We start from the raw sequence: 13,836 nt of genomic DNA, 5'->3' as shown, positions 1-13,836 counted from the left end.
CCTCTGCAAGCTGAAACTCGCGATTAGGTCCCACGCGCCCACTCAACAGGCAATGTAACAACCTCATGTGCGCGACTACGGAGTGCTCTGTGTCAGCGCCCGTGACTGTATATACCCCTCAATGACCTGCTGATAAGCGCCGCTGACCTTGAGGCGATCCAGCCCGGCATTAAATTCAGCGATGATTACTGAGCCACGCGGGTGACTGTTCGGCACGATCAGGTGCAACGAGCTGGCGCTGATCATTGCAGTCGAGCGGCGCAGCTGACCGTCACTCGCGTCAATTAGTTGCAGGGCTGTATCACCAAGACGGCGATCGGCAACAAAGAAATCATCACGCCCAATCAAGACCAGGCGCGCGCACTCTTTGATGCCAATTGGCGAATGGCGGCTCAATATGCCCTGCTCCAATAACCCCTGAATCTGAGCTGGCGGCTGCCAACCCAGCGGCACACATACCGTGCGCCCTCGAAGCAGCTCTGGGTCAACTGTGTCTATGGGATCAACCGCGCGACTGTATATATGCTGCTCAACCATCAGCAAGGGTGCCGAATAGAGATACGCCTGCTCTCGCAGAGGCGTAAGCACATAGGGAAAAGTAGCGTCGTACTCGCCACGCAAGGTCTTCAAGTAGCCGCGGTTCCAAGGCTCCCATTCCAGCGTGCTGTCAGTATTACTTTGGGCCAACGCCGCATGCACAACTTGGGTGAGCATGCCGCCGGCGGGTAACGCCTTACCGGTAAAAGGGGCGTAATTGTCACCGGTTACCAGGCGTAAAGGCTCCGCTAAAGCGCTGGTGCATAGCAGCAGGCTCAGTAACAACCACGTCCGTGTTTGAGTGCGCATTATGTTTAAACCTCCGCGCCGTGTAGACGCTTAAATGAATCACACGACTGGCGACAGCAACGTCAGCGCCGGTAATGCCTGATCACTCCCAACAAAAACACTAGAGTGGCCAAGCACACTACCAGCATTACGATTATCGGCCCCCAGTGCTCGACCAACGTCTGCAGCCCTTCCAGTAGTAAGCTACTCAGGTATGTCCGGCGTCCTGATGAACTTGGCACATAAACACCACGTTGCCAGGTTTCATATGCCCCGTGCAGCGGCAGCATGCAAAGGGGTAACAGCAGCAGGCATACCCATAAGCCTGCGTTGCCCGACTCAAACAGGCCCTTGGGTCGGTAGCCCTCTTGAATCAATCTAAAGCTGCAAAATCCGACATAAGCGAATCCTGCTAGAAACAGGTAAGCCTGATAACTGCCAGGATTTTTCCACATCGCCACACTGGTAAACCAACCCAGCGGTACGAATACCAGTGCCCAGACTGTCAGAAAAACGTACTTCACCCAGGCCTCAGAACAACGCGAATTGACTGGAGCCATCGATCGCGGATGGTGCTGGCATTGTCACGATAGGGCTTACAGCTAAGCGCAGAGCCAGACCCGCAGCCCGCTCTGCTCTGGTACCCACCGCCTCGCCCAGTCGGGCCGGCAGACCCCATATTTCCACTTTTTGCTTGGCCCGGGTAATGCCGGTGTAGAACAGGCTGCGGCTGAGCAAGGGGCTGGGTTGCTCGGGCAGCACCAGCAGCACTTCGGCGAACTCCGAGCCCTGGCTTTTGTGCACGGTCATGGCGAAGGCGCTGTCGTGGCTGGGCAGGCGAGCCGGGGCGAAGGGCCGAAAGCCGTCCTCGCCCTCGAAGAACACGCGCAGGCCGTATTCGGTGTGCAGGCAGATGCCGATATCGCCGTTGAACAGGCCAAGGGCGTAGTCGTTCTGCCGCACCATCACCGGCCGGCCGACGTACCAGCGCTCGCGGCTGGCCACCTGGCTGCGGCGTTTGATCCGCGCTTCCAGTGCCTCGTTGATGCCCGCCACGCCCCACGGGCCTTCGCGCTGAGCCGTCAGGGTGCGAAAGCTGTTGAAGGCAGCGAACGCAGCAGCGGCATCCGCGCTTTTCGCCGCTGCCATATAAGGGGTGTAACCCTGGTCAAGGCGATCGAGCAAATCCGCCGGCGTTGGCTCGGCGTTCCAGGCCAGGTCGCTGCGACCCTCCTTGAGCAAATTGAGAGTGCCGCTGACATCGCCGCCGTTAATCCGTCGCGCCAACTCACCGATGCCGCTATCACCGGCAAAGCGGTGGCTATGGGTGAGCAGCACCACGGCGTCGCCCAGCTGCGAGGCCGGCGCGGACACTGGTACCGGCTGACCGGTGATGCGTTGCAAGTCGGCGGCAGCCTGGGCATCAAAGCCGCGCCCCTCGCACAACTCGGCGAACACCGCGCCGGCTTCCACAGCGCACAGTTGGTCTTTGTCACCCAGCAGAATCAGCCGCGCCGTCGGCGGCAAGGCGTCGAGCAGTTTGGCCATCAGCGCCAGATCGACCATCGAGGCTTCGTCCACCACCAGCACATCCAGCGCCAGCGGGTTGGCCGCGTGATGCCGCACCTGCGGGCTGTCGCCACGGCTGCCAAGCAAGCGGTGCAAAGTGCGCGCTTCATCCGGCAGGGCCGTCTTGATCGCCTCACTGACCGGCAGTGCGGCCTTGGCATTGCGAATGGCTTCGGCCATGCGTGCGGCGGCCTTGCCGGTGGGTGCGGCCAAGCCGATGGCCAAGTTCGCGCAACCAGACGGATGGCCGCCCCGCTGCTCCAACAGTGCCGCGAGCAGGCGCACCACGGTAGTGGTTTTGCCAGTGCCGGGGCCGCCGGAGATCACCGCCAGCTTGCGCCGCACCGCTTGCGCGGCGGCCAGGCGTTGCCAGTCGGGCTGTTGCTGGTTAAAGGCAAACAGTCGAGTCAGGCTTTCACTCAACTGGGCCTCGTCGACCTCAGGCAGATCAGCGGCGCGTTGCAGCAGTTGTGTTGCCAAGTGGCGTTCATAGGCCTGATAGCGCGCCAGATACAGCCGGCCATGCTCAAGAATCAGCGGGGTGAAATCGCCATCCGCGCCAACCAGCGGCGACGCGTGCAACTGCGCCTGCCAGTCCGCCAGCTTCGGTAGATTGAAGGCATGCTCAGGCCAAGGCCGCTGCCCAGCCAGTCGTGCCAGGGGCAGGCACACATCGCCTTTGTCCAACGCTATACAGAGCAGCGCCGCCGAAGCCAACACCACCGGCGACGCAGCCGGATCGAGGCGCTGCAGGCTATCGACCAGCGCGCGTTCCAACGGGCCAAGGGGCAGATCAGCAAGCGTCATAGTGCCCTCCCGTAGGGTGGATGACGCTTCACCCATCCACCGTTAACCGTGGTGGATGAAAACAGCGTCATCCACCCTACCCAACCCATCCCTGTCGATCCCGTAGCCCGGATGTAATCCGGGGAATGGGCCAGACACCGCGCAGTGCGTTCCCGGATTACATCCGGGCTACCAGGCAAGATCATTTACCCTCCGCGAACAGGCTATCCAACGCATCCAGCAAGCCATCAGCCGGGCGCGAGAAGTACACCCCCGCGCTCGGCATGCCGCGCAGAAACAGGTAGTAGGCACCACCCAGTTGGTCGTTGTGGAAGTCATCCAGGCGCTGACGGAGGAAGCGCCGTAGCGCCACCAAGTAGATCAGGTATTGCAGGTAGTAATGCTCAGCCGCCAGGGCTTGCAGCAGGCGGTCGCCGCCGTAGTAGCTGGCGTCCGGGCCGAGCCAGTTGGACTTGTAGTCGGCGATGTACCAGCGCCCGTCGTGCTCAAAGGTCAGGTCGATAAAGCCTTTGAGAAAGCCCTTGAGGCTGTCGAATTCCAACCGTGCCGCCGCATCACGCATCGGCTCAGGCAGGCCGTGGGCGGGGTCACTGAGGATCGCCCGCAGGCGCTGCATATCCAGCCCGGCGACCGGAAAGGTGAAGCCCAACTCGGGCAGGCGGCGCACTGGGTTTAGCCCGCTCAGGGTCAGGCCTTGGCCATCGAGATCGCAGTCGACCACTTGTTGCAGTTGTTCCAGCGCCACCGCATTCCACTCATTGCTGATGCCATGGCCGCTCAGGCCCGGCTCAATCAGCTCCGCCAGCGGGGCTTTACCACGCGCCCAGTCTTCCAGAATGGCGTGCAGGCAAGTGCCGGCCCGCGCACCACGGGGGAAGGCGAAAAAGCCCGTACCCGGCTCGCTAGCATCGGGCATCACCAAACCGTCGCGATCCGGTGCTTCCATGTGCATGCCGGCGGCCAAACCGGAGAAGCTGCCAACGCGCCAGGCGCTGTGCAGGCTGCGTTGCAAGGTGGATAACTGCTGCGGGGCCGGCGCGCGCTGTTCACCGGCGGCGCTGGCTTCGGCGCGACGCAGCGGCTGCAGGCTCATGTGGCCGTGGCTGCTGCTAACCAACTCTTCAACTTCCGCACGCAGCCCTGTCGGGGTAAGGCTTTGCATGTGCCCGGCCAGCTCGGCCAGGGCAGCTTCACCCGGCAATTGCCGGCCGTGCAGCAACCAGGCCAGGGCGCTGCTGTGCAGGCCGCTGTCGCCGAGGGTGCCGTCCTTTCGCGGTTTGCAGTCCACCGGCCCCCAATGCAGCCACAGGCGATCACGGGCGCGGGTCAGGGCCACGTAGGTCAGGCGTAATTTCTCGGCGAAGCGCTCGTGGCGAGCAAGCTCGCGGTGCACGTCGAGCTGTTCACTACCGAGGTCGAGCAACGGTGTGCCGTCGTCGGCGTGGCAACTGATGTCTTCATGCTGACGCAGCAGCGCGCCGTCCCACAGGTAAGGGCAGAACACCAACGGGTATTCCAGGCCCTTGGAGGTGTGGATGGTGACGATTTGCACCCGTTCGGCATCGCTCTCCAGGCGCAATAAAGCGTCTTCGCCATGGGCTTCGGCGCTGCGCTGGGCATTGAACCAAGTCAGTAATTGCTCCAGACCCGGGCGTTGCAGGCTCTCGGTTTGCAGCAATTCGGCCAGGTGCAGCAGGTTGGTCAACCGTCGCTCACCATCGACCAGCGCCAGCAGCCGCTGGGCGACTTTCTGCTCGTCCAGCCAGGCGCGGAAGGCGCGCATAAAGCCTTGCTGCTGCCAGAGTTGGTGATAGCGCTCGGCCGCTTCGCGCTCGGCGTCCCAGGCTTGCGCATCCTCGGTACAGGCGGCCAGATCGGCGGCGCTGCGGCCCAGCAAGCGGCTGGCCAGGGCATAGCGCAACGCGCCTTCACGGCCCGGTTCGGCGTAGGCGGCCAGCACGGCAGACAGCTCAGCCGCCTCTTCACTGTGCCAGACGTTCTCTTTGCCGCGCCGCACACTGGGCACGCCACGGGCGGCCAGCTCTGCGGCCACTTCGCCCGCCTGACGGTGGCTGGCGACCAGCACGGCAATATCGCCGCCCTTAAGTGGCGTACGGGTTGCCGACTGTTCGAAATAAGCCTCGCCACGACTACTGGCTGCCAGCACAGAGGCAATTCGCCGTGCTGTGTCGCGGGCGACTAACGCGCCAGCTTCGCCTTTGCCAAGGTAGTCGTTATCCAGCCAGACCAGCGCCAGCGGCGCGTCCTGCTCGCCCTCAACCGGCGGCAACACCAGCTGCGCGCGGGCCTTGTCGCTGGCCCCGACCTGCTGATAATCCAGGCCGGGCTCGGCGAACGGCATGGGCCGGTCGAACAGTTGATTGAGTGAGGCAATCAATTCCGGCGTGGAGCGGTGGTTAGTCGTAAGGCTGTATTGGCGCGCCGCCTCGCTGCGCGCGTGCAGATAGGTCGCTAGATCAGCGCCACGGAAGGCGTAAATCGCCTGTTTCGGATCGCCAACAAAACACAGGTCGCCGGCGTCCTGATAGATGCGATGAAACACCCGGTACTGCACCGGGTCGGTGTCCTGAAACTCATCGATCAGCGCCACCGGGTATTGCGTGCGCAAGGTGGTCGCCAAGTGCTCGCCGCCCTCGCCCTGTAACGCCTGCTGCAGCTTGTTGAGCAGGTCATCGAAGGCCAACAGACGCTGCGCCGCCTTGCGCGCGGGCAGTTGCTCGTTGAGCTGGCCGATCAGGCGGACTTGCAGGTCGATCAGGCGTTGTTCGGCTTCTGGCTGCGCCGCATCCAGGGCATCACACAGCTCTTGCAGCGCAGCAGCCAGAGGATTGGCCGGCGCGTCGCAGCCCTTCTTGCTGGCCTTGGTCAGCCCTTCACGAGCCAGGCGGCGGTGTGCTTCGGTTTTGCTGAACAGCGCGGCAGCATCGCTGAAATAACCGTCCAACTCGGCCTGCCAAACGCCCAGCTTGGCCGGGTTGCACATATTGCTTTTGAAGCCGTCGAAGGCTTTCAGCTGGGCCAGCCAAGCCGCACTTTCGCCCTGCCAGAGACGCTGCGCCTGTTGCCAGGCAGCGCGCAGCGCCGCCATGTCGCTGTGCGTGCCCGGCTGCGGCTCGATGCGCAAGTAAGGTTTGCCGAGGTGATTGCGCAGGCGCTGACGCAAGCTTTGCGGGGTGATTTTCTGCTGCACCAGAAACGCCGCCCACTCCGGCTCGGCCGCTGCCAGCTCATGCCGCCAGAGGTCGGCGAGCAGCGCGTCGATAATCTCGCGGTCGTCGTGGGTCAGTTCGTTGTCGAAATCGCCACCGGCCTCGAACGCGGCATCCTGCAAGGCGCGCTGGCAGAAACCGTGAATAGTGAAAATTGCCGCCTCGTCAAAGCCGTGCACGGCCAGCAGCAGCCGACGATGGCTGGCCTCGTCCGAGTGCTGCGCGTGCAACTGGTTGAGCAGCTTGTCGTTTCCCGGGCCGTTGTCGTACACCGCCAGCAGTTCGGCCAAACGCTTACGGATGCGCTCGCGCAGCTCGGCGGTGGCGGCGGTGGTAAAGGTCACCACCAGAATCTGGCTAACGCTGAGCTGCTTTTCCAGCAACAGGCGGGCGTACAGCGCGGTCAGCGTCCAGGTTTTGCCGGTGCCGGCGCTGGCCTCGATCAGCGAGCGGCCGCTAAAGCTGTCTTGCAATAGGTTTAACACAGCGCCACTCATGCCTCGTCCTCTTCACTGCCTTGCAGGGCGTCCAGCGGCGGGCCGTAGAGCTGTTCGGCGAGCGCCTCAAAGCGTTCATCCAGCGGTTCGCGGTCGCGGAAGGCCAGGGCATTCCAAGGGTCTTGGCCTTCGCCGGTCATGTAGTCATTGCCTTGCCACATCAATCGCGCCTCGCTGCGGGCGGCGTCAATTGGCTCTTTGCGCCCGGGTTTGCGCCATTTGCTGGCGAAGCCATAGCTGCACTTGGCCAACAGCGGCAGCGGTTCGCACAGCGCGCTTTTATAGGCTTCGAGCCAGGGTTCGAGCAGTTGCCGGGGAGCCGCCAATGGCCCCAGCCGCCATTCGCGTTTTGGCGACAGCAGTCGGCTCTCGCGGCTGATGCCGGGCGTGGCGGCGCAATTGAGCAGCAGGTGACGCAGCCAGAACGGGGCCAGCTCCCACGCGCCGAGGTCGCGCAGGCGATAGTCAAACAGGCCCTCGCTCGTCACCCCATCCAACCAGCCGTGAATGCGCACGCCGGCCAGCTCGATATCCACCAGCAGCGGTTGCGCCGCGTCCTGCGGGCGCTCGTCGAACAGGGTTGGCGCAAAGGCGCGGATCGGCCCACGAATCTGCCCCCAGTGCGCCTGGCCCAGCTCGCCCACCGGCAGCCAGCCGGATGCCGCCGCCACCGCGCGCTCCTGACGCTCGCTCCAACCGCGCTCGACGGCCTGCAACGCCAGCTGGCGCAAGCCATGCTGGCTGGTCCATTCGATGCTGAACGGCTCATCACCGGCGAGGGCTTCTTCTGTCTGCGCCAGACGCAGGCCGAGGCGCTGCTCCAGCAGGTAGCGCGCCGGGTGTTTGAAGCAATGGATCAGCTGACTCGGCTCGATGCTCAGCGCAGCGTCACCCAGCCCGTCTTTATCGGGTGCCGCCAACACACTGGCAAACGGCGCGGCGCTTTCCACCGCTTGGCTCAGGCGCTGCGCTGCGTGAAACCAAGGGGCGGCAAAACCGGCATGGCGGTCGCCGGCAAAGTTGCCGGGGGCGAAAGGCTGCAGCGGGTGCTGATGAGTGATGCGGGCGCTGGCTTTTTGCTCTTGTAGGAGCGAGCTTGCTCGCGATGTTTCGGCGTCGCCCGGATCGCGAGCAAGCTCGCTCCTACAGGTCGATACTGCGGTGAGATCGACCACATCGAGCAACTCGCTAACCAGCACCGAGGGCGGTAGTTCCTTATTACTACGCGGGTCTCGCCCGACATAGCTGAGGTACAAGCCGCCACGCGCCGAAAGCAGGATCTCCAGCAACAGATAACGGTCATCCAGGCGGCGGGCGCGGTCACCACGGCGGGGCTTCTGCCCAATCAGGTCGAAACCGGCAGCTGGGGTGCGGCGTGGCAACGCGCCGTCATCCAGTCCGAGTAGGCAGACCAAACGAAACGGCAGGCTGCGCATCGGTACCATGGTGCAGAAGGTCACCGCCCCGGTGAGAAAGCCCGACGCCGCACTGCCTTGCTCCAACGCCGCGGTCAGTTGCTGACGAATCAACGCCAGCTCAATCGGCCGCTCAACGCCCGAGGCATCGCCCTGTTCTTTGAGGGCCGCGCAGGCCTTGGACAGCAGCAATAAGGTGTCGCCGGCTTCACGCTCATCGAATAGCTGATCGATCAGCACTTGCAGCGACTCGGCCCACTCGCCCAAGGCCCGAGGCCGTTGCAGGCTGTGCGCCAACGCGGCCAAGCGCTCGACAAAGCCGGCCAAGCGACCGAGCAATTGCGCGCGAGCACCTTCCAGCGCATCCAGCGGCCAGCTGCTGCCGAGCAAGGGCGCCGCCAGCCCTGCCAGCTGCGGCGGCGCGGCAAAGCCCAGCAGCAGACGATCCAACCCTTGTCGCCAGGTAAACGCAGCATCGGCCGGCAAGCCCAGTTGCTCGCGGTGTGCATCATCGCGGCCCCAGCGAATACCGGCCTCGCGCAACCAGTCGCGCAGCAGGCTCAGGTCTTCGGCTTCAATCCCGGCACGACGGGCGACGGCGGGCTGCTCCAGTAGGGCGAGCACCTCTTCGGCGGTAAAGCGACTGTCTGGCAGCGCCAGCAGGCTGAGAAACGCCTCGATCAGCGGAATCTCCGCACGCAGGCTGCGGTCGGCCAGGCTAAATGGCACGCGCGGCACGCCTTCACGCGGGGCGAACACCGCTTCGATATAGGGCGCATAACGCTCGATATCCGGGGTCAGCACCACCACTTGATCGGGGGTCAGTTCAGGCTCGGCAGCAAAGCGGGCGAGCAGTTGGTCATGCAGGATTTCCACTTCACGCAGCGGCGAGTGGGCGATGTGCAGCTCCAGCGAACGGTCGTCGTCGCGCAGCTGCAGGCGCTCATCCGGCTGCCGGGTATGCAGACGCAAAATGTCGTTCTGCAACGCTTGCAGCAGGCTGGTGTCGTGCAGGTCGGCGTCCTCGGAATACAGGCCGACTTCCTGACTGCCTTCGCTGGAGGCCAGGCTGAATAGGCTGTCGAAGAAGTCGCGGCCCTGCTTACCGAGGCTGGCCAATAACGGGTGGCCGACATCCAGATACCAGTCATCCGGGCTCAGCTCTTGATTAGCCGCTGCGCTTTGCGGCTGCCGCGCCAACTCGCGGATATCGCGAATTTCTCCCCAGGCCTCTCGACAGGGGTTGAGGGCGAAAATTACCACTTCGGTGTGCCGCGCCAGGCCTTCCAGCACACGCATATGATGCGGCGGCAGGGAGCTGATGCCGAAGATCAGCACGCGCTCGGGCAGAGCGTTGATCGGCGCGGCGTCGTAAAGCCGCGCCAGCAAGTCTTCAAGCAAGCGGGCGCGGTGTGGATGGCCGTCTTTAGTCAGCTCGCGCCAGAGCAGTGCCTGCCAGGCTTCATCCGTGCCGAGGTCGAGCAGCTTGTTGCGCTCCCAGGCAGCCAGCCAGTCGTCGCGATACAGCAGGTATTGGTCGAACACATCGGCGATCTTTACGGCCAACGACAGCCGGCGACGTTCATCGCCACCGTCCAGGTAGTGCGCCAAGCGCGGCGCCTGCGCCAGTTGTTCGGGCTCGCACAGCCAGTCATACAAGCGCCAGCTCAGGCTGCTGGGGCTGAAGGCGGACTGCTCCGGCAGTTGGCCCAGACACAGGCGCGACAAGTCCCAGACAAACTTGGCCGGCAGCTGCACCTCCAGCTGCATGGCAATGCCCTGCTTGCGCGCCAGCTCCAACGTCAGCCAGCGACCCATGCCCTGGCTCGGCACGACGACCAAGGCCGGGGCAAACGGCTCACGCATCGGCGTGGCCAATAAACGGGTGGCCAGCTCGCCAAGGGTTTCAAGGTCGGGGGCGTGGTAAAGGCTGAGCATCGGGTAACCGGCAGTCTGTCGAGGACGCTAGGTTAGCAGCTCACCCAGCACCTCGGCAGGTATCCCTGTGCTACCGAGGCACTTGATATGGATCAATGGTTTCAGCCAGGCGTGACGTTAAAGTGCCATCACTTATGCATACCACTGACCCCACTCCGCTGATCATCTGCACAGAGCGCTCTCTGGGCCCTTTACTGCGTCAGTGGCTGGACAGCCAGCAGACCGCTGCAGAAGTCATCTGCAGCCCAAATGACTGCAGCCAAGCGCCTTTGTGCCGGTGGCTCGACCCAGCACCACTGGGGCCAGAAGGCCGGGTACAAACGGCATTACTCGATGCTGTGGAAACGCTGATACGCACCCGCCATGCCTTTAAATCTCGTGAGCTGGCTGAGCTACGCAAGCGCTTGGAGCAACTGCTCGAGGAATTGTCAGCCCATGGGGAATAGGGTAGAAGTGTTGGGCCAGTAGGTTCCGCCACAGCGGGAACCGGCTTTGCCGGGCAGGACACAGGGCCTGCAAGACGAAGCGCCGAACCAGCATGTTCTTCATGAACGTGGTGGTCGGCGCTTTTTTTATGCCTAAAAATAGCAACAGGAAAAGAACATGGGCTCAGCTACTGCACTCGACGAGCTGATACAACGTATCGGACTCAACCGCCAGGAGATTCACCAGCGGCGTAACCTGCTGGATTGGCAGAGCAGTGACGCCGACTGCCTGAATGCCGCCGCCGACAGCGTGAGCAGCATCCAGCAGGCTTTTACCGAGCGCCTTTACCAACACCTAGAGCGCTTTCCTGGGCCCGCCAGCCTGATCAGCAATGCGAGCACTCTGCAGCGTCTCAAACACAGCCAGCAGGCCTACTACCAACGGCTGTGGCGCGGTCCTTACGACGCCGATTATGTCGCCAGCCGCCTGCGTATTGGCCTGGTCCATCAACTGGCTGGGATCGAACTCAAATGGTACCTGGCCGGCTACCGGCTGTACCTCGACGAGATACTCACCGCGCTGTTTGACGGGCACCCTAACCAGGCGATGTACGCCAGCCTGCTCAAGGCAGTGTTCTTCGACATGACCTTGGCCATCGATACCTACAGCGCCGCGCAACGCAAAGCGCTGGAAGACAGCGAAGCGCGTTTTGCCCGGGCCTTGCGCGGCGCCAACGATGGCGTCTGGGATTGGCACCTGGGGCACGACCGCCTGTATGTCTCAACCCGCTGGGCAGCCATGCTCGGCCTTGATCGCGACAGCCTGGGCGAAAGCAGTGCCAGCTGGCTTAACCGCGTGCATCCGGACGACCTGCCCGCTCTGCGCCAGGCCATTGAAGCGCATCGCAGCGGCAATAGCCCGCTGCTGCATCACGAGTACCGCATCCGCTGCAGTAACGGTGACTACCTGTGGGTACTGGCCCGTGGCGTGGTCGAGACCGACGCCAGCGGCCAGCAACGCATAGCCGGCTCACAAAGCGACATCAGCGCACGCAAGGCCATCGAACAGCAGCTGCTGCATGCCGCCCGCCACGACCCATTAACCGGACTGGGTAATCGCCTGCGCCTCGATGAACTGCTGCCACAAGCCCTGCAACAGTTGAACCACAGTGGCGCACGAGAGGCGGCCTTGCTGTTTATCGACCTCGACCGCTTCAAACTGATCAACGACAGCCTTGGCCACAACTGCGGCGATCAAGTACTGATTGAAGTCAGTCGACGTCTCACCCATTGCCTGCGCCCTGGCGATCACCTCTGCCGTTTTGGCGGTGATGAATTCGTCGTTCTGCTCACCGATCTGGCCTGCACCGAAGATGCCGAGCAGGTCGCGCAACGTATGCTCGACAGCCTGCACCTGCCATTACACCTGGCCGGGCAAACCTTGGTGATCAGCGCCAGCATCGGCATCACGGCCTTGCAGCCCAGTGATGCCTCACAGGATGCCTTACAGGCCGCCGATCTCGCCCTGTATCAGGCCAAACAGGCAGGCAAGGCGCAATTCGCCCGCTTTAGTGAGGAACTGCAGGTTAATGCGCACTACCAACTGGAGCTGCAAAGCGCGCTCAGCCAGGCACTGGCGCGTGACGAATTTGTGCTGCATTTCCAGCCCATCCTGTGCATCGAGCAACACAGCACACGCATCGTCGGGGTCGAGGCTCTACTGCGCTGGCAGCGCGGCACAACCTTGGTCCCGCCGCTGGACTTTATTGCCTCACTGGAAGATTCAGGCGACATCGTCTCCGTCGGTGACTGGGTCCTGAGTCAGGCCTGTCGTCAGGTCCGCACCTGGCAATTGGCAGGGCAACCCCACCTGCATTGCGCGGTGAACCTCTCCAGCCGGCAGTTGCTGCAAGAGAACTTTGTCGGACGCCTCAGCGAGATCCTCCACGACAGTGGCCTGGCCGCGACCGACCTGATCTTGGAAATCACCGAAAGTCAGTTACTTGAGGACAGCACCGCCACCCTGATCACTCTGCGCGCCCTGGCCAGCCTCGGTGTGCGGCTTGCGCTGGATGATTTCGGCACCGGTTATTCCTCCCTCGGTTATCTCAAGCGCTTCCCCCTGCACATCCTTAAAGTCGACAGAAGCTTCATCAGTGGCGCACCAGAGAATGCCGAACTGACGGCGATCAGCCGGGCGATTATCGGTCTTGGTCAGAGCCTGGGGTTAGAGGTTGTCGCCGAGGGAGTTGAGCGCGCTGATCACCTGGATTTTCTGCGTGCTCAAGGCTGCCACATGGCCCAGGGATACTGGTTTAGCCGGCCTCTATCAGCGACTGAATTACACCACCAGTTCATCGCTGCCCCTGATGAGCGGTGCACCACGAGCACCTCCCACGCATCACTTGAAGAGCCGACAGAACAATGAAAATAAATCTGCCCGTCAGCCAGCGTGAAGTCGATGTCCCCGTCCACGCCAACATCCTCTCCACCACCGATCTGAAAGGTGCCATCAGCTACACCAACCCCGACTTCATCGCCATCAGTGGCTTTCAAAACGAAGAGCTACAGGCTAAAAACCACAATATCGTGCGCCATCCCGACATGCCGCCAGCAGCCTTTAGCGAGATGTGGCAAACCCTGAAAGCTGGCCAGGCCTGGATGGGACTGGTGAAAAACCGCTGTAAGAATGGCGACCACTACTGGGTCAGCGCTTACGCTACACCGGTGGTGCGTAACGGCCAGACCGTGGAATACCAATCGGTGCGCACGCGAACCACACCGGAGCGTATTGCCCGCGCCGAAACGCTGTATGCCCAGCTCAGTGCCGGTCATAACCCTGCGCAATTGCGGCTGCCTCGCCTCGCGCTGGACAGCCGACTGAGCCTGCTGCTGGCGCTGCCGGTGCTGAGCAGCGCCAGCCTACTCGGCATCACGAATAGCCTGCCGTGGCTGACCGCTATAAGCGCCGGAGTCGGCCTGGCAGGTTTGCTGGCGCTGGGCGTGAAGCTCGCCCTGCGGCCATTACGCCAGCTGCATCAGCAAGCTCAGGCAATTGCCAACAACCCCCTCAGCCAATGGGTATATAGCGGCCGACGTGATGAGTTCGGACAGATCGCATTTGCCTTGC

6 protein-coding genes and 1 pseudogene are annotated in these 13,836 nt (G+C 62.8%); 3 read left to right on the top strand and 4 right to left on the bottom strand.

Annotated elements, in window-relative coordinates; genetic code table 11:
* Positions 1–75 precede the first annotated feature (75 nt).
* The 4 genes from BMZ32_RS08405 to recC all read right to left on the bottom strand — a co-directional run bounded on the left by BMZ32_RS08405 (position 76) and on the right by recC (position 10,281).
* Positions 76–846, bottom strand: a complete 771-nt coding sequence (locus tag BMZ32_RS08405) for a substrate-binding periplasmic protein (protein WP_090241285.1) — start codon at positions 844–846, stop codon at positions 76–78.
* A gap of 510 nt (positions 847–1,356) precedes the next feature.
* Positions 1,357–3,201, bottom strand: a complete 1,845-nt coding sequence (gene recD, locus BMZ32_RS08395) for an exodeoxyribonuclease V subunit alpha (protein ID WP_090241282.1) — start codon at positions 3,199–3,201, stop codon at positions 1,357–1,359.
* Positions 3,202–3,382: 181 nt separating this feature from the next.
* Positions 3,383–6,928: an exodeoxyribonuclease V subunit beta gene (recB, locus tag BMZ32_RS08390; protein ID WP_090241280.1), complete on the bottom strand. Its 3,546-nt coding sequence runs from the start codon at positions 6,926–6,928 to the stop codon at positions 3,383–3,385.
* Positions 6,925–10,281, bottom strand: coding sequence for an exodeoxyribonuclease V subunit gamma (gene recC / locus BMZ32_RS08385; protein ID WP_090241279.1), 3,357 nt, complete (start codon positions 10,279–10,281; stop codon positions 6,925–6,927). Before recC ends, recB begins: the two co-directional genes overlap by 4 nt.
* 134 nt (positions 10,282–10,415) lie before the next feature.
* On the opposite strand from recC, the gene BMZ32_RS08380 reads away from it, so the two are divergent.
* The 3 genes and pseudogenes from BMZ32_RS08380 to BMZ32_RS19775 form a co-directional block, all read left to right on the top strand.
* The gene (locus tag BMZ32_RS08380; RefSeq protein ID WP_090241277.1) at positions 10,416–10,727 is read left to right on the top strand and encodes a hypothetical protein; all 312 of its coding nucleotides are present in this window, start codon (positions 10,416–10,418) and stop codon (positions 10,725–10,727) included.
* A 157-nt stretch (positions 10,728–10,884) separates the two neighbouring features.
* Positions 10,885–13,134, top strand: coding sequence for a putative bifunctional diguanylate cyclase/phosphodiesterase (locus tag BMZ32_RS08375; RefSeq protein WP_090241276.1), 2,250 nt, complete (start codon positions 10,885–10,887; stop codon positions 13,132–13,134).
* A pseudogene (locus BMZ32_RS19775) lies at positions 13,131–13,829 on the top strand (PAS domain-containing protein); the annotation flags it as partial. The gene BMZ32_RS08375 and the pseudogene BMZ32_RS19775, both read left to right, overlap by 4 nt.
* Between the last annotated feature and the right edge of the window lie 7 nt (positions 13,830–13,836).

The sequence above is a fragment of the Pseudomonas guineae genome, assembly GCF_900113745.1.
Taxonomy (GTDB): Bacteria; Pseudomonadota; Gammaproteobacteria; order Pseudomonadales; family Pseudomonadaceae; genus Aquipseudomonas; species Aquipseudomonas guineae.
This window is presented reverse-complemented; position numbering and strand designations above follow the sequence as displayed.